Raw genomic sequence first — 15,654 nt, forward strand, 5'->3', positions numbered from 1 at the left:
TCTCTAGCCGAAAAGCTAAAACTCTTTTATAATGGTCGAAGGTGTTCTGCACTTCGCGACAGGAAATAACATATTCCTGAGGCCTTATTGATTTCCAAGGGAGCTGTCCCTGAAAGAGCTCGTGGGCTTTTTCACACGGTGCCCACCTAGTATACTAGGCACTCGGAATCAACTTTTTCCATCGGTTGTTGCGGTTCACCTTTTTGTATTTGTTTGCGCTTCGGCTATTGTTTAACCTGATTGACACAATTCTCTAACCCCATTGATGAGCAATGCCCCATTTTCCTGAAAGCACCTCTTCTTCTTTATCGGTTCGCAATTCTTTGCGCCACTGGGGTTTATCACAACGGGAGCATTTATCCTTACAGGACCGTTCTATTTTTTCGCATCGCGCCTGTTCTCATGCAGCAGAATATCTTGACAAAAAAGTGAATAATCTTTCAGGGATTATTTTTGCTGGTTATTGGCCTATTCGTTCGGAGATTGATCCTCGTCCCTTGTTTGATTTTATCACATCACGAGGGGGTCATTTGGCTTTACCGTCAATTATTGATCATACGACGATGGTTTTTCGCCGTTTTTCGCATGAAAGTGAATTAGAGCGGATGCATTTTGGCATTCTTTGCCCGAGTTCTAAACAGGCTGTTGTTTTGCCACATTTTATTTTTGTTCCTCTTTCTGCTTTTGACCATCACGGTCATCGACTTGGGTATGGAGCAGGCTACTATGACCGGATCGTTGAAAATTTCTGCACCCAAGATCACCCTGTCCATTTATTTGGTTTTGGTTTTTCGTGCCAAGAAGCTGCTTTTATTCCTCCGAGAACAGAGGATCTTCTTTTGCAGGGTATTTTTACAGAAAAGGGTTTTCTTGCATTTTAAAGTGTGATTAAAACGCGTATGCGTTTTTTATTTTTAGGTGATATTGTTGGAGAAACGGGATGCAGAGTTGTTTCCCAGATTCTTCCCTGTTTGATTGAACACTGGCACCTTGATTTTGTTGTTGTTAATGGTGAAAATGCCTCCAATGGTTTTGGCATTACCGAGACAATTTACCAAGATTTTTTAGCTTTGAACGTTGATGTTGTCACAACGGGCAATCATGCATTTAGATGTAAAGAGACTTTGAGCTATGCCTCTTATAGCGATCGTTTTTTACGTCCAGCGAATTTTGTTGAAGGCACTCCTGGAAAAGGTTCTGGTTTATGGACAGCGAAGAATGGTGCTCGTGTTCTTGTTGCGAATGTGATGGGCACTGTTTTTATGCCCTGCACAGTAGATGACCCTTTTCACACTGCAGATAAGATTCTCGCAGCCTGTCCTCTGCGTGAACAAGCGGACGCGATTATTTTTGACTTTCATGCGGAAGCAACGAGTGAGAAACAGTGTTTTGGTCACTTTCTTGATGGACGTGTCAGTGTTATTGTCGGCACGCATACACATATTCCGACGGCTGATGCACAAATTTTAGAGGGCGGAAGCGCTTACTTATCGGATGCAGGCATGTGCGGTGATTATAATTCCTCTTTAGGAATGGATAAAGAAGAACCTCTTTACCGTTTTCTTTATAAAAAAAAGTTTAAATTTTATGAGCCTGCGAAAGGACCAGCAACGCTTTGTGGTTTAGCGGTTGAGCTTTCTGACCGTACTGGCCTTGCTGAAAAAGTTTCCGCTGTCCGCATTGGGCCCCATTTAAAGCCTGAAATTCCAGATTTTTGGGGTTCATTCTCCCTTTCAGAGCTCACCACTTCAGCCTCCTCTTAAGGAAACAGGCACCCACACACGCCATCGTTCTTTGCGTACACAGCAATGCCTGTGAACCTGATGATCCTTTGCAGAGCATATAGGCTCTTACCCTTTTACAGTCCTCTCTCTGTCCTGTCCATGCACTGTTTGCTGAAAAGGTGAAAAAATCTTAAGTCCAGAAAGAAGACACTACTCTCTTTCTCTACAGCTTGTCCTCAGCTTTTCCAGAGATTTGTCCACACAAAATTCTCCCTGAGGACCCCACGCACCCACACACGCCATCGTTCTTTGCGCACACAGCAATGCCTGTGAACCTGATGATCCTTTGCAGAGCATATAGGCTCTTACCCTTTTACAGTCCTCTCTCTGTCCTGTCCATGCACTGTTTGCTGAAAAGGTGAAAAAATCTTAAGTCCAGAAAGAAGACACTACTCTCTTTCTCTACAGCTTGTCCTCAGCTTTTCCAGAGATTTGTCCACACAAAATTCTCCCTGAGGACCCCACGCACCCACACACGCCATCATTCTTTGCGCATACAGCAATGCCTGTGAACCTGATGATCCTTTGCAAAGCATATAGGCTCTTACCCTTTTACAGTCCTCTCTCTGTCCTGTCCATGCACTGTTTGCTGAAAAGGTGAAAAAATCTTAAGTCCAGAAAGAAGACACTACTCTCTTTCTCTACAGCTTGTCCTCAGCTTTTCCAGAGATTTGTCCACACAAAATTCTCCCTGAGGACCCCACGCACCCACACACGCCATCATTCTTTGCGCATAAGCTATCATTGTTTTCGTCTCTGGAGCTTTTTCTTAAGGAGATCTCAGACTTCCTCTCTTCAGGAACGACTTTCCACAAACATAGATATATTTTCTCAACCTGTGACGCGTTGAATATTTGCACCACATTGCGCCAACTTTTCCTCCAGCCGTTCAAAGCCTCGATCAAGGTGATAAACGCGACTAACGATTGTCTTTCCCTGTGCAGCAAGTGCGGCAATAACAAGAGAGACGGAAGCGCGTAAATCTGTTGCCATCACTTGTGCACCTTGCAGATTCTCTGTTCCACAGACAAGAGCTGTCTGTCCATTGAGTGTAATTTGTGCTCCCAAACGTATTAATTCCTGTACATGCATAAAACGATTTTCGAAGACTGTTTCGGTGATATGAGCATTTCCCTGCGCCCGTGTCATAAGAGCCATGAACTGTGCTTGTAGATCTGTCGGAAAAGCTGGAAAAGGACCTGTTTTGATATCCACTGGCATAATTTTCTGCTCTGGATTTCGTCTTACATTGATCCCTTCTGGTTTTATTTCGATTTCGAGGCCTGTTTTTTTGAGGCATTCGAGAACTTCGGTGAGATGATGAGGGTTTGCATTTTTCAGAAAGACGTCTCCACCAATCATTGCCACGGCCATAGCATAAGTTCCTGCTTCGATTCGATCCGGAATCACTTGGACTTTGGCACTATGCAGTTTTTCCACTCCATGAATGGTCAGGGTTTGTGTTCCTTCTCCAGAGATGCGCGCGCCCATAGCTTTTAGGGCTTGAATAAGATTTGTCACTTCTGGTTCACAAGCAGCATTATCAAGAACGGTTGTTCCTTTTGCCATGACGGCTGCCATCAAGAGCACATGTGTTCCCCCAACGGTTACTTTAGGGAATCGATACCGCCCTCCTTGAAGACCTTCTGGTGCTTTTGCATGAACATAGCCCTGTTCGATAACGATGTGTGCGCCTAGACTTTTGAGACCTTCCAGAATAAAATCAACGGGTCTTGTTCCGATAGCACACCCTCCAGGTAAGGAAACGTAAGCTTCTCTACATCGTGCGAGAAGCGGACCGATCACCCAAAAGCTTGCACGCATTTTTGTGACCAATTCGTAAGGAGCATGTACTGTTGTTATTTTTTTTGCTGTAAAGTGAATTGTCCTTGAATACCCGCTTTCCTGATGTGCTGTTCGCCCCTCTACAGCATAACCGATCCCATGGTGATTGAGAATTCTCAATAAGAGTTCGACATCAACGAGATGCGGAATATACTTCAAAGTAAGTGTCTCCTTAGTGAGCAAGGCAGCAACCATAAGAGGAAGTGCAGCATTTTTAGCTCCTGAAATAGGAATAACACCATTAAGAGGATTTCCACCAATAATGTGAATAGAATCCATAATGTTTGACCCTTTTTACCCACGCCAAAGTGCCCCTTAGAAAGGATCCTTTGAAGAGTTTCCTTTCAAACAAGTGAATACCTTGAAGCGTCTTTTTTCTGACTTTGAAACGAATCATTAAGAGGTTTGGTTGCAAAAATGCCGTAAAAATACCTTAATCGGAAGTCTTTTTTAGGAATTATCCTGAAATCGTTTTCGATTTTGCTCTTTTCGACGTCTTAAATTAGCTCGCAATTGCTGGGCTAGCCTTTCTTGGCGTTGCTTTTTTTTCTCATCTTTGTATTTTTTATTATCGTCTTGTTTTTGTTGATCCATTTGTGTCATGACACATTTTTTTGAACAATTTCACTTTTTTGATAACCGGGAGCCCATTCAATACACACTCTATCTCCCCTTTATCTTTTTGCTTCTTATATCACCTTTTTTGTCATGACATAAGATAGACTGACTTGCAAGAATGGATCAATGTTCTCTTGCCTATTTTGTAACAATATGGCACAAGGCGGCACGAAGATTCAAAGTGCTGCGGTAGCTCAGTGGCAGAGCACTCCCTTGGTAAGGGAGAGGTCGAGAGTTCAATCCTCTCTCGCAGCACCATATGTGTAGAACCCCCTTTTTTGACGATGCTTTCTTGATTCACGCAGAAACCTCTCTTTTTATTTTCTGCATGTGGACTCGTTTTTTTTTATTTTTTCTGCCTTTTCTCCTCAAATTTGCACTCTCTATCTCCCTAAAATTTTTCGTAGAATTCATGGCTTTTTCTTTCCCAACTGCTGTAATTTTACAACATCCTTTTCCACCATTGTTTATAAAGAAATCGTTTGCAGACGATGGACCATCACTGCCAAAGCCTCATTAAATCGGTTAATTTCTATTTCAAGCCTTCGAATATAAGCCTCATCGCGATAAGCACGTTTAATCAAAGGCGGCATATCCGGCCAATAGATCATTAAATCAATCCATTCACGTTGTGCAATCCATAACCCTCCTTGACATTGCGCTTTATGTTCAAGAGGAAAATTCCTTTGCGTATAATAAGGGATTAAAATTTCAGGTTTTTTTGTTTTGATTTCCAACATCCCATTTGTCCCGATCAAAGCATCTGGAGAAGCTCCTTTCAAACGATCATCGGCCAAAATAAAACCAACGCATTCAGGTTCTGTCTGTGTAAGAGTTCCATAAAGCTGACGTGCCTGTGGTTCTAATTCTATGCCGCGCCGCATAGGCAACGTTGTTCCCTCTTCGATAGGCTTTCCTGTTATTCTTTCTCCAGCAAGCCTCATCATTAAAGAAGTATATTTTTGCGTTTTTTTTCCATCTTGTTTTTGTGCAAGGACCATCTCGAACAAAGAAGCAGTAATTAAACCATTCCGTGCTTGGCGCCATTCGTCTGTTCCTTGAACACAATCAATAATCGTTGGCATTTTCAATATTCTCCCTTTTTCCCGCTCTTGTCTCTCTTTGAAAACCTTTCAAATCCAGCATTGCGCAACACACAGCTCCAACAAAACAACACCACAGAACTGCACACACCCAGCATCGCGCAACTGGACTCACTTTTTCTTGTTGCTTACGGTTTTTTATTTTCTGGAATTAATTTTGTACGATCATGGGCATAAAGAAATGAGGAAATGCATTCCTATTTTTGCGCTATATAAAAATCATCACGCTGATACTGAAGCGCTAATTTCCGTGCTACTGCCTCTGCTTCATAGTGTGAAATAAAAGAACAGGCATTTTTTTGTTGTGGTTCCAATTTGATGATATTGTGTGCATATCCGGCATAATAGAGTGGTAATCCATAAGAGAATGTTTTGAGGTAAGTTTTCATTATTTTCCCCTCAATATTCATTCAACACATCAGACCAACGCAAACGATGCTGTTTTTCATAAGATCCATAGAGATTGTCTTCATATTCTTGGGCAATTTTTTGATCTAAATAAGCATGATAAGCATCACTATTAAAAATAAAAGGAGCTACTTGTTCATCTTGGTCATAGCCATCACGAATTTTCATATTCATATATAATTCGGCGATTTGTTCGCTTACATCATCGGCATGTAATGACCTTAAATCGAGCCGTAAAAGTCGAACCACATCATCATATTTATTCTCGACCAGTTCGATCACTTCTTCTCGTTCAAGAGGACCATCATACGTATCGTTGATTTCATCTTCACAGAGAATGATAAGAATTTCATCCTCTTTAACGAATGGAATATTTTTCATGAATATTTCTCCCTTAGACAGTTGATAAAGCTAAGCTCTGTCTTGACATGATCAAATATAGCGTTAGTCTTATATCCTCTATGGAAGATATGTCAATTATTTTATCCTTAATAAAAGATATATTATGACTTTTACCAATGCTCAAATGAAAACAAGAACGAAAATGACTGTTCTCTTGTTCCCATCTTGCTCTGCATTGTTTCCGATTATTCTAAATCTATATATTTTCAACAGACGGGGGCTGAAATGCGTGATTTCGAACTATTACAATCTTGGACAAAACTTGACCGAAAAACACAACAGATTATTTTGTTTCGTCTCCGTCAAGAGATCGACGCAAAAGAGTTAAAATGGCCTTCCGCTCCTCAGGAGAAACCTGCAAAACGAGATCAATAAACTCTTGATCTTCAGGCATTGTCTCTTGTCCGTAGAGAATATAACTCATACTCACATTAATTGCGTGACAGACACGATAGAGGGATTCAATCGTCGGCTCTTTTCCTTCAGAGAGAATGGAGTGCAAATATCCAGCTCCTTTCCCTGCAGAGAGTGAGATAGACCTTTTTGACCGTCCACTTTTTTGAAGTGCTTCCTGCAATCTTTGACGCCAACCATCAATATTCATAGTCTCACCCTATAGCCTATCTTAAAAAAATCTGTTTGTAATAAAATTGACTTGCTTTATCTTCTAAAGAGGATAAAATTAACGGAAATTTTCACTTATTGGAGGATTCATCATTTTTTTATTAAAAAACAACACCCCAAGTCAAAGTTTAAGAATTAGACAGTCATTTTTCAAAAACCCGTATATTGTTATTTTGCCCTCTTCAATTTCCATCTTTTATACAACCTCAAATTGTAAAATTGCAACTCTCTAAATTCTGCATAATTGATGAGTCAATTTTAAGGAAATACACAAAAAAATGATCGTCTACCAGAACAAAGCGAAACAACACAAAAATGAAACAGCAATATTTTTCAAAATAATAAATGTAACCAATATAGTTTTTGGGAGACATAAAAATATATTTTTTGCTTTTTACCCCTTCATATCAGACGAAAAAGAAGAAAGTTTATTTCCCTATGAAACAAGTTCTACACTCAGAAGCTCCGCATTATGAATCCTCGATACTTCCTTATGTCTGTTGGTACCAGAATGATTTCCTTGGTGGAGTCCGTGGAATGCGGGCACATGAAATTGGCATTTATACAATTTTACTGAATGAAATGTACGCGCGAGGGCGCCCTTTAAATTTATCAATAGAACGTTTAGCGCGTCTTTGTGGTTGTGACAAGCGAACTTTTGAAAGCGTTTTAGAGATGTTAATAACGGAAGGGAAAATATTACAGCTCGCCAGTGGTCTTTGGAACACACGGTGTGAAATTGTCTTTCATGAACGCGCAAAATTACTTGAGCAAAAATCCTCTGCGGGACGCTCTTCAGCAAAAAAACGCAAGAAAATCAACGAACAATTTCAGCATCTGCTCAACGCCTCTCCTTTAGATGTTGAACGTAACTCAGAAGCTCAGAAGACAGAAGAAAAAGAAACACCTACTGGTGTTTCACAAAAGAAACCGTCTGCGGTTGTTTCTTCTGCCTCTTTTTGTGACAGTCCTTCTCCCAAAGAAGACGTCAAAGGGTGTCAACTTTCCCCTGATCAGAAAACAGAAGAAAAAGAAACACCTAACGGTCTTTCACAAAAGAAACCGTCTGCGATTGTTTCTTCTGCCTCTTTTTGTGACAGTCTTTCTCCCAAAAAAGACGTCAAAGGGTGTCGACTTCCCCCTGAGTGGCGTGCTGACATTGCAGCAGCAATTTCAGAAGGGCTCAATGAAGAACAAGCCCTTTGGCAAGAAAAAAAGTTTCGTGATTATTGGCAAGCGAAAAGTGGCAAAGATGCAAAAAAAGTTGATTGGACAGCCACCTGGCGTAATTGGTACCGCCGTGAAATTGAGCGTTTACAAGAAAATGATAAACGACTTGCTGCTTTGTCCTCTATCGCTCTTTCGGCCCACTCTGCATCTGCCCTAAGCAACGACCACGAAGAAAGGCTTTATAGCGGCCTTATCAATTATTAAGTTTCTTAACACATCGATAACAATGAGCACACTTTTTGAAATTAAACAAAGACTTACCGCCCAAGCAGGCTCCATAGCAGAAATGCTGCTTCCACAAGGGAAAAAGCGCGGCAATTCTTGGGTTGTGGGCAATATCCACGGCGAAGCAGGACAAAGCCTATCGATCAGCTTAAGCGGCAAAAAAGCAGGGCTTTGGTATGATTTTGCTGAAGGCAATGGCGGAGATCTTCTTGACCTGTGGTGTAGTGTTAAAGGGATCAGTCTTCCTGAGGCGCTTGATGAAGCACGCGCTTATCTCAATCTTTCTCGTCCAAAACCTTTCATGGCTCCTCGCCATCATTATCGTGCTCCTCCTCTTCCGAAAGCAAATATTCCGCAACAGCGGGTTAAAATATATTTGCACAAAGAGCGTTGCATTCCCCTTGAAATTTTACAGCAATACCGGATTGGCGAAGAGGGCAATAAGATTATTTTTCCTTTTTATAAACCAGATGGTACCCTCGCCTTAGTGAAAGAGCGCTTAGCCGAAAACGGTGCAACAGCAAAACCAACAGCCTCTCAATGTGAACCGATTTTATTTGGCTGGCAAGCTTTGTCATTCAAAGACTGTGCTTCAACGGACCGAACTCTTGTGATCACTGAAGGAGAAATTGATGCGCTTTCTTTAGCAGCCTATGGATATCCAGCTGTTTCTGTTCCCTTTGGCGGCGGGAAAGGAGGCAAACAAAATTGGATTGAGAATGAATTTGATCGTTTAGAGTCTTTTGAAACTATTTTTCTTGCTACGGATATGGATACACCGGGGGAAGAAGCAGCATTTGAGATTGCCCATCGCCTTGGTCGCCATCGATGTTATCGCGTCCGCCTTCCTGGCAAAGATGCGAATGCGTGTTTACAAGCAGGTGTTGACGCTTCCATCATCCACGAAGCTTTTTTGCAAGCTCAAAGTTTTACCCCCAAGGGGTTACGCCATGTTTTGGATTATAAGGAGCAAGTTATAAACTTATTTTATCCTTCTGCAAAACAGCATCTTGGCTATACAGTTCCCTATTCAAAACTGAATGGTAAACTTTATTTTCGCCCTGCGGAATTGACCCTTTGGAGTGGAGCCAGTGGTGCTGGCAAAAGCCAACTTTTATCGGATTGCATTCCCCATTGGATTGCGCAAAAAAGCCGTCTTTGCTTAGCTTCTCTTGAAATGAAAGGAGAACAATCTTTACGTCGTTTAACGAAACAAACTGGCGGAACGGACCAACCAACGAAAGAAATGATTGAACGCGTTCTTCATTTTTTAGATGCAGGTCTTATTTTGTACGAGCATGTAGGCAAATCAAGCGTTGATGCCCTCTTAGATATTTTTGACTATTGCCGTGCCAAATATGGCTGTGACCAGTTTATTATAGACAGTTTGATGCGCCTTGGGATCGCCTCCGATGACTATGCAAGACAAGAACAAGCTGTTTATAAAATAGTTGATTGGGCAGTTTTAAACGCTGTTCACATTCATCTTGTAACACATACACGCAAAAGTGGTTTAGAAAAGGATGTCCCAGGCACAGAAGATATTAAAGGCGCCTCAGAAATTGGTGCCAATGCTTTTAACATCATCACCATTTGGCGGAACCGTTCTTTAGAAGACAAAATTTTGTCTACCCATAAACCAGAAGAAAAAGCGCACTTAGCACAACGCCCAGGTGTTATTATCAATATTGCCAAACAACGCTCTGGGGATTTTGAAGGAAAAATTGGGCTCTGGTTTGATCCTAAAACTTACCGTTATCGTTGTTCTTCTTCTGCTCCATTAACACCCCGATGCTATATTGAACAGAACCAAAATAGCTCTTTGGACTCAAAGCAAAGCCCCATCATCTCTCCCACAGTCAACTGTTTTTCTACACCTCCTCTTCCACAAGAATCTCCTTCTTTTTCTCCTTTATCTTCCCTCGCTACACAAATTCCACCATTCCCTCCAGCAAAAAACAACAATCCTCCCATCCCTGTCTCTCCCCCTACTCTCGCCGCACAGAAAAACCCTGCAATACAAAAGAATAATTCTCTTTAAGAACAATCCATCAACCAACCCAAATTCCTTCAATCATCCAACATTCATACCCCTTAAAGCTTTTACTTCAGTGCTTTTCCTCTCAAATAACACCACCACTCTCTTCAGAAGGAAACATCATGACCCATTCACAAAAAACAGATTCCACCATTCCCTCCAGCAAAAAACAACAATCCTCCCATCCCTGTCTCTCCTCCTGCTCTCGCTGTAAAAAGAAATCCATTGGTCACCTAAAAACTCGAGAAGTGATCATCGAAACGAGTAATCCTGCCTTTCAACCTACATCTCCAATCAGCACAAAAAACCCACGCACCACTCTTGCTTTTATTGATGCCCACAACCGTCCCATTGCCCTTTTATATAAGAAAGGACATATCAACCAAGCGCAATACAAAGCAGCGGAACGCTTTTATGTTTATTGGCGTCAATGCCAAGGTGATGCACAAATGAGTCTTGATTTGACCATTCAAAAAGTGGATAGCGATCAGCGATATACCCACCCAATAGAAGCCCAAACAAATGCCCTCAAACAATTACAAACAGTCAAAATCGAATTAGGGACTCTTGGGTATCGACTGGTTGAACAAGTGGTTGGTTATGATCAAGCATTTAAAGAATTAAGTCCCTCCAAACGCAAACAAAATTCTCTTGCTGATCATTTACGCGACTGTTTAGACTTGCTTGCTGTTCATTGGGGCTACGCAAATCGCACAAAGATATCTTAAACATGTCTTAACTTCTTGAAAAGAGACTGGCTTGCTGCTCACTGCCGCACTGCAAATCGCACAAAGACATCTAAACTTTTTGAAAAAAGCACGAATCACCTCTTTCATCACCATGTTCTAACACACACCTTTGGAGTCCCCACCCATTGCTTCTACCCTTATACTTCTTCTTGTCTCTTCATTTTCTCTGTATGTGCCTCTTTATATGCTCTCTTTTTTACATATGCTCTCTTTTTTACAAAAAACTCTTTTAGCACATCTTTTTGACTTCCCTCCGAAGAGAATCCGGCAAAGAGAAGCCGTTCAACAAATCTTTCAAAGAAGCTCTGCATAAGCACCAGAAAGATCGGAGAGACGCTGTCTCTCCACGAGCTGTATTGGAAACAAACGGCGCCTTATTAGCTTGGTTTTTTGCTTTTATTGAAAGTTTTATTTTTTATCCCAAGGGACGTTTTGTATATTCTCATCACACTTGTTTGCCCTCAAAAGACGCTCTATGCCTTTATTGGCGGCACGGGAGGTTTTGGCTCAACAAGACAAGAATAACACTCTCACCACTCTTCTTCAGAGCAACAATATTTCCCTCGCACACCTCTCCATACAGACAAGTACAGAGACTGCCTCTGCCCCAGATACCACAGTATCCTCTGATAAGATTTTGATCTATTTTTGGAGGGAAAGATCTTATACTTTAAATTAAGGGAATATGAAATAAAGTGGTGCGGGTGGTCGGACTCGAACCGACACTCCTCTCGGAACCAGATTTTGAGTCTGGCGCGTCTACCAGTTCCACCACACCCGCACGACATCTGATAAGGAACACACTTGTCCCCTCTTTTTTTGCACTATATAAAGAACAGAAGATTCGTCAACACTAGATTTTTTTTTTGCAAAAATTGGCTATTTTTGTCTCATTCAGGCTTCCTAAGATTTTTTTGATCTTCTTTGCCTCTTTGAATTGTCGGAAGAAATAATGATCTTGAACTCAGTAAAGCTTTGGACAATTTCACTGGCGAAGCGCCGTACAGCGCCTTATTGGCTTGGTTTTATTGCTTTTATTGAAAGTTTTATTTTTTTTATTCCAGCGGATGTTTTGTATATTCCCATCGCGCTTGTCCGCCCTAAGAAGGCGTATTTTTATGCCTTTATTGCAACATTTTTTTCTGTTTTTGGGGGTATTGTTGGATGGTGTCTTGGCTATTTTGCCTTTGACGCGATTGTTAAGCCTCTGTTAGAATTGACCGATCAATATGAAAATTTTCAAATATTATACAATGATACAACGCAAGAATTTTTAGCAGTTTTACTGACTGTTTCAGGTCTCACCCATCTTCCTCCCATCAAAATAACCACCCTTCTTGCAGGCGTTACCCATTTTAATCTTTGGCTTTTTATTCTTCTCTGTATCCTTTCCCGTGGGACACGTTTTTATCTTTTTGCTTGGCTGATTCAACGTTTTGGCTCTCAAGCGACTGACTGGCTTTCCGATCACTTTAAATGGTTTATGCCCCTTTGTTTTCTTTTGCTTTTATTCATTTATGGATTATACATTCTTTTTCTCAAATCATATTTTTCTCTTTAAGGTGTGCATACAGTGATCTTTTCTGACTATTCTTTTAGCCAACATCTTCACTGTACACTGAAGAGCAAAGAGCAAAAATTATGGATTTTTATTCTTGCTATCCTTTTATTGATTCCGATTGGCATTGCCCTTGTGTTCGAATATATTGGTGGCATTCTTCCCTGCAAGTTATGCATCATTGAACGCTTTCCTTATTATGGCTCTCTGATATTTTTGAGTATTGCTGCCTTATCAACACGATTTTTCCCCTCCTCTGCTTGGATACGCTCTTTATTCTGGGGTATTTTTATCCTCATGGTCATCAGCCTTATCTTAGCAATCTACCACGCAGGCGCTGAATATCGCTTTTGGGACGCACCGAATAATTGCACGTCACACTCTACCATGATCATAACGGATGCCTCTCACCTTTTAAATCAATTAAACGCTATTCAATCTCCCTCTTGTAATCAAGCAGCGGGATATTTTTTGTTTCTTTCCTTTGCTGGCTGGAATGCTGTTGCTAGTTTAGTTCTGATGCTTATCAGCCTCTTTGTTGCTTCAAAAGGACTCTTGAAAAAACAGTAAAAACCATAAAAAATACAAACAACAGCCCATAATACGAACAAAATCCTCCTCTTTTCAATTGTTCTCTTCACCTTTCAAAAGCATTTTTCCTCAAGACGATGTTTTCTATTTTTCTTTCTTCAGGAAGTAACGAGAAGCACTGCCCGCTTCGTGTTTTTTCTTGCACCTTATCCATTATTTTCAATGATTTCTTGCCAGAAAGAAGAACGGTACACTTTTCAAAAATGTTTCAGATGAAATCCCTTTCTCAAAGAGTTCGCTTTCTTTTTTCCAAAGACAAGAGAACATACCTTCCTTTCGTGCCATCACTTAAGTAGCATACCTCTCACTGTACAAAATCGATTTTCCATTCACCTCCACCAATTCCTCATCATCCTCCCCACCATACTCCAGAAGAAAGCAAAGAGCTCTTTTCGTTCTTTTTTATCCAAAATCCATAGATTCCTCTATCAAAGAGACGATACTCTTCTTTTGACGTTTTAAGAGTCCCCTTATTTCCTCGAACAGCAAACATCTCCGAACGTTTTCATTCTCTATAAAGTGCATCTAAGGATTGTCATCCTACAGGATATTTTATTGGTATTCTTTACCGACTTAGCGGAATTTTTTCGACAAAGGAAATTTCCCTCTTCCACAATTTTACTTTGATCAGAAAGTTTTCGAATTGACTTTCATTATTTTCGTTTTATATTTTAGAATAATTCTAAAACTAATCATATGAGTCCAATGCCTAAGCATTTCTTTTCATCAACACCCCAGAAGGTTTGTTCTTCCTGCACAGCGCAAGAAATTGTCGCTCATGCCACCCAATTAAAAAAAGACCATGCTGCATTGTATTTAAAATACGCACAAGCACTCAAATCATCTTGTCCCACTCAAGCTTTGATTCTTGCAACCATGAGTCATAATGAGCTCCAACACCACAAACAATTACTGAACCTTTCTTGCCATATAAATGAAGGAACCTTAGATTCATCGCCTGAAATCTCTGATTTTTCATCCTTTTCTGCTGCTGAGTCCTCCTCTGTAGAGACAGAACAATCGACCCTTACTCCTCATCAAAAGAAAACTCTTCTAACGTGGATTCAACCTGGCCTTGCGGGATTAATGGATGGTTCCATTTCCACCCTTGCTCCTATTTTTGCAGCAGCTTTTGCTACGGGTGATACATACAAAACTTTTTTAGTGGGCCTTTCTGCTTCTATTGGTGCTGGTCTTTCAATGGGATTTACAGAAGCTCTCCATGATGATGGTAAATTATCTGGCCGTGGCTCACCTATAAAAAGAGGGATTGCTTGCGGTCTGATGACAATGCTTGGTGGTCTAGGACATACGATTCCTTATTTGATTGACTCTTTTTTCTTAGCAACGCTTATTGCTTTCATTATTGTCATTTTTGAGTTAGGAGCCATTGTTTGGATCCAAAATAAATTCATGTCTACCCCCTTACGACGCGCTTCTCTTCAGATTATCCTCGGTGGCGCTTTAGTTTTTGCGACAGGGATTTTGATTGGCACAAGCTGAGCCCAAAAAGGGGAGCGCTTGTTAATGAAATCATATAAATTCACATCCACCCCCTCATGACAAGCTTCTCTTCAGATGATCCTTGGCGGCGCTTTAGTTTTTGCGACAGGGATTTTGATTGGCACAAGCTGAGCCCAAAAAGGGGAGCGCTTGTTAATGAAATCATATAAATTCACATCCACCCCCTCATGACAAGCTTCTCTTCAGATTATCCTCGGTGGCGCTTTAGTTTTTGCGACAGGGATTTTGATTGGCACAAGCTGAGCCCAAAAAGGGGAGTACTTGTTAATGAAATCATATCTGCTTGTTTTGTAGGAAGGCTTTTGTTAGGATATAAACTTGATTTATCTTTTGGAAATTCCTTGCCATGCCTCATTCTTTAAATACTCCCCCTTCGACACCTCAAAAAGACACTTTTTCTCACCTGGTACAAAAACTTCCTCTGCGGATTCAGCGTCTTGATCACGGACAGGGGCTTGAGCTTCCCCATTATGCAACGGCAGGATCTGCAGGTCTTGATCTGCGGGCTGCTCTTGCCCCAGAAGAAACTGTGAATCTCGTCCCAGGACAGCGTATTCTCATACCCACTGGTTTTATCTTTCATCTTCTTCCAGGGTACGAAGCACAAATACGTCCACGATCTGGCCTTGCTTTAAAACATGGCATCACTTGCCTAAACACTCCTGGAACAATTGATAGCGATTACCGTGGTGAAGTTAAAGTCCTTCTCATTAATTTAGGGCAAGAAGATTTCTCCATCCACCGTGGAATGCGCATTGCACAAACGGTTATTGCCCCAGTTACCCAAGTTGATGTTTGCGAATTTGATCCTCATCAAGCAGATCCCCTTTCTGCTTCTTTCCAAGCCATTCCAAACGAACGCGGCACGGGAGGCTTTGGCTCAACAGGACAAGAATAACACTCTCACCTCTCTTCTTCAGGACCGCAATATTTCCCTCACACACCTCTCCATATA

At 41.2% G+C, this 15,654-nt stretch carries 16 protein-coding genes, 2 tRNA genes and 1 other RNA gene; 11 read left to right on the forward strand and 8 right to left on the reverse strand.

Annotation, left to right across the window (positions count from 1 at the left end):
* The first annotated feature begins 40 nt into the window (after positions 1 to 40).
* The 3 genes from ssrS (at position 41) to BA1379B_RS05265 (ending at position 1,763) form a co-directional block, all read left to right on the forward strand.
* Positions 41 to 201: non-coding RNA, 6S RNA (gene ssrS / locus BA1379B_RS05255), on the forward strand.
* 71 nt (positions 202 to 272) lie between these two features.
* Positions 273 to 881, forward strand: coding sequence for a 5-formyltetrahydrofolate cyclo-ligase (locus tag BA1379B_RS05260; RefSeq protein WP_078692467.1), 609 nt, complete (start codon positions 273 to 275; stop codon positions 879 to 881).
* Positions 882 to 899: 18 nt separating this feature from the next.
* Positions 900 to 1,763: a TIGR00282 family metallophosphoesterase gene (locus tag BA1379B_RS05265; protein WP_051668866.1), complete on the forward strand. Its 864-nt coding sequence runs from the start codon at positions 900 to 902 to the stop codon at positions 1,761 to 1,763.
* An 852-nt stretch (positions 1,764 to 2,615) separates the two neighbouring features.
* On the opposite strand, the gene murA is transcribed toward BA1379B_RS05265, so the two are convergent.
* On the reverse strand, positions 2,616 to 3,908 hold the full coding sequence (murA, locus tag BA1379B_RS05270) for a UDP-N-acetylglucosamine 1-carboxyvinyltransferase (RefSeq protein WP_078692468.1): 1,293 nt from the start codon (positions 3,906 to 3,908) through the stop codon (positions 2,616 to 2,618).
* 171 nt (positions 3,909 to 4,079) lie between these two features.
* The gene (locus BA1379B_RS06870; protein WP_167884996.1) at positions 4,080 to 4,232 is read right to left on the reverse strand and encodes a hypothetical protein; all 153 of its coding nucleotides are present in this window, start codon (positions 4,230 to 4,232) and stop codon (positions 4,080 to 4,082) included.
* A 198-nt stretch (positions 4,233 to 4,430) separates the two neighbouring features.
* Here BA1379B_RS06870 and BA1379B_RS05275 point away from each other — a divergent pair.
* Positions 4,431 to 4,505 (forward strand) — tRNA-Thr (locus tag BA1379B_RS05275).
* 209 nt (positions 4,506 to 4,714) lie between these two features.
* On the opposite strand, the gene BA1379B_RS05280 is transcribed toward BA1379B_RS05275, so the two are convergent.
* The 4 genes from BA1379B_RS05280 to BA1379B_RS05295 all read right to left on the reverse strand — a co-directional run bounded on the left by BA1379B_RS05280 (position 4,715) and on the right by BA1379B_RS05295 (position 6,764).
* Entirely contained in the window at positions 4,715 to 5,332 is a 618-nt protein-coding gene (locus BA1379B_RS05280) for a lambda exonuclease family protein (RefSeq protein WP_078673983.1), read from the reverse strand.
* Between the two features lie 215 nt (positions 5,333 to 5,547).
* Positions 5,548 to 5,739: a hypothetical protein gene (locus tag BA1379B_RS05285; protein ID WP_035006588.1), complete on the reverse strand. Its 192-nt coding sequence runs from the start codon at positions 5,737 to 5,739 to the stop codon at positions 5,548 to 5,550.
* A 10-nt stretch (positions 5,740 to 5,749) separates the two neighbouring features.
* Positions 5,750 to 6,139, reverse strand: a complete 390-nt coding sequence (locus tag BA1379B_RS05290; RefSeq protein WP_078673984.1) for a hypothetical protein — start codon at positions 6,137 to 6,139, stop codon at positions 5,750 to 5,752.
* A gap of 304 nt (positions 6,140 to 6,443) precedes the next feature.
* On the reverse strand, positions 6,444 to 6,764 hold the full coding sequence (locus tag BA1379B_RS05295; RefSeq protein WP_035006585.1) for a helix-turn-helix transcriptional regulator: 321 nt from the start codon (positions 6,762 to 6,764) through the stop codon (positions 6,444 to 6,446).
* 458 nt (positions 6,765 to 7,222) lie between these two features.
* On the opposite strand from BA1379B_RS05295, the gene BA1379B_RS05300 reads away from it, so the two are divergent.
* Positions 7,223 to 8,218 (forward strand): YdaU family protein, encoded by a 996-nt coding sequence (locus BA1379B_RS05300; protein WP_078692469.1) that lies wholly within the window; start codon positions 7,223 to 7,225, stop codon positions 8,216 to 8,218.
* A 22-nt stretch (positions 8,219 to 8,240) separates the two neighbouring features.
* A complete protein-coding gene (locus tag BA1379B_RS05305) occupies positions 8,241 to 10,280 on the forward strand; it encodes a toprim domain-containing protein (RefSeq protein ID WP_078673987.1) in 2,040 nt (679 codons plus the stop codon).
* Between the two features lie 82 nt (positions 10,281 to 10,362).
* Here BA1379B_RS05305 and BA1379B_RS07060 read toward each other — a convergent pair whose 3' ends face one another.
* Positions 10,363 to 10,503: a hypothetical protein gene (locus BA1379B_RS07060; RefSeq protein ID WP_235692223.1), complete on the reverse strand. Its 141-nt coding sequence runs from the start codon at positions 10,501 to 10,503 to the stop codon at positions 10,363 to 10,365.
* Here BA1379B_RS07060 and BA1379B_RS05310 point away from each other — a divergent pair.
* The gene (locus BA1379B_RS05310; protein ID WP_236823979.1) at positions 10,502 to 11,005 is read left to right on the forward strand and encodes a hypothetical protein; all 504 of its coding nucleotides are present in this window, start codon (positions 10,502 to 10,504) and stop codon (positions 11,003 to 11,005) included. The two genes, BA1379B_RS07060 and BA1379B_RS05310, sit on opposite strands and share 2 nt — an antisense overlap.
* A gap of 717 nt (positions 11,006 to 11,722) precedes the next feature.
* On the opposite strand, the gene BA1379B_RS05315 is transcribed toward BA1379B_RS05310, so the two are convergent.
* Positions 11,723 to 11,807, reverse strand: a tRNA-Leu gene (locus tag BA1379B_RS05315).
* A gap of 171 nt (positions 11,808 to 11,978) precedes the next feature.
* On the opposite strand from BA1379B_RS05315, the gene BA1379B_RS05320 reads away from it, so the two are divergent.
* From BA1379B_RS05320 to dut, 4 genes are all read left to right on the forward strand, one after another.
* Positions 11,979 to 12,587, forward strand: coding sequence for a YqaA family protein (locus BA1379B_RS05320; protein ID WP_078673989.1), 609 nt, complete (start codon positions 11,979 to 11,981; stop codon positions 12,585 to 12,587).
* A 3-nt stretch (positions 12,588 to 12,590) separates the two neighbouring features.
* Entirely contained in the window at positions 12,591 to 13,154 is a 564-nt protein-coding gene (locus BA1379B_RS05325; RefSeq protein ID WP_035006580.1) for a disulfide bond formation protein B, read from the forward strand.
* A gap of 726 nt (positions 13,155 to 13,880) precedes the next feature.
* Positions 13,881 to 14,678, forward strand: a complete 798-nt coding sequence (locus tag BA1379B_RS05330; RefSeq protein WP_035006578.1) for a membrane protein — start codon at positions 13,881 to 13,883, stop codon at positions 14,676 to 14,678.
* Between the two features lie 367 nt (positions 14,679 to 15,045).
* Positions 15,046 to 15,597: a dUTP diphosphatase gene (dut, locus tag BA1379B_RS05335; RefSeq protein WP_078692470.1), complete on the forward strand. Its 552-nt coding sequence runs from the start codon at positions 15,046 to 15,048 to the stop codon at positions 15,595 to 15,597.
* Positions 15,598 to 15,654: the final 57 nt, after the last annotated feature.

Origin of the sequence: Bartonella sp. A1379B (genome assembly GCF_002022485.1) — a bacterium.
Lineage (GTDB): Bacteria > Pseudomonadota > Alphaproteobacteria > Rhizobiales > Rhizobiaceae > Bartonella > Bartonella rochalimae.

Coding starts and splice junctions, on each gene's coding strand:
- BA1379B_RS05280 (WP_078673983.1), bottom strand. CDS start 5,332: ATGCCAACGATTATTGATTGTGTTCAAGGAACAGACGAATGGCGCCAA.
- BA1379B_RS05320 (WP_078673989.1), top strand. CDS start 11,979: ATGATCTTGAACTCAGTAAAGCTTTGGACAATTTCACTGGCGAAGCGC.
- BA1379B_RS05290 (WP_078673984.1), bottom strand. CDS start 6,139: ATGAAAAATATTCCATTCGTTAAAGAGGATGAAATTCTTATCATTCTC.
- BA1379B_RS05260 (WP_078692467.1), top strand. CDS start 273: ATGCCCCATTTTCCTGAAAGCACCTCTTCTTCTTTATCGGTTCGCAAT.
- BA1379B_RS05305 (WP_078673987.1), top strand. CDS start 8,241: ATGAGCACACTTTTTGAAATTAAACAAAGACTTACCGCCCAAGCAGGC.
- dut (WP_078692470.1), top strand. CDS start 15,046: ATGCCTCATTCTTTAAATACTCCCCCTTCGACACCTCAAAAAGACACT.
- murA (WP_078692468.1), bottom strand. CDS start 3,908: ATGGATTCTATTCACATTATTGGTGGAAATCCTCTTAATGGTGTTATT.
- BA1379B_RS05295 (WP_035006585.1), bottom strand. CDS start 6,764: ATGAATATTGATGGTTGGCGTCAAAGATTGCAGGAAGCACTTCAAAAA.
- BA1379B_RS05265 (WP_051668866.1), top strand. CDS start 900: ATGCGTTTTTTATTTTTAGGTGATATTGTTGGAGAAACGGGATGCAGA.
- BA1379B_RS05330 (WP_035006578.1), top strand. CDS start 13,881: ATGCCTAAGCATTTCTTTTCATCAACACCCCAGAAGGTTTGTTCTTCC.
- BA1379B_RS07060 (WP_235692223.1), bottom strand. CDS start 10,503: ATGGATTTCTTTTTACAGCGAGAGCAGGAGGAGAGACAGGGATGGGAG.
- BA1379B_RS05300 (WP_078692469.1), top strand. CDS start 7,223: ATGAAACAAGTTCTACACTCAGAAGCTCCGCATTATGAATCCTCGATA.
- BA1379B_RS06870 (WP_167884996.1), bottom strand. CDS start 4,232: ATGACACAAATGGATCAACAAAAACAAGACGATAATAAAAAATACAAA.
- BA1379B_RS05285 (WP_035006588.1), bottom strand. CDS start 5,739: ATGAAAACTTACCTCAAAACATTCTCTTATGGATTACCACTCTATTAT.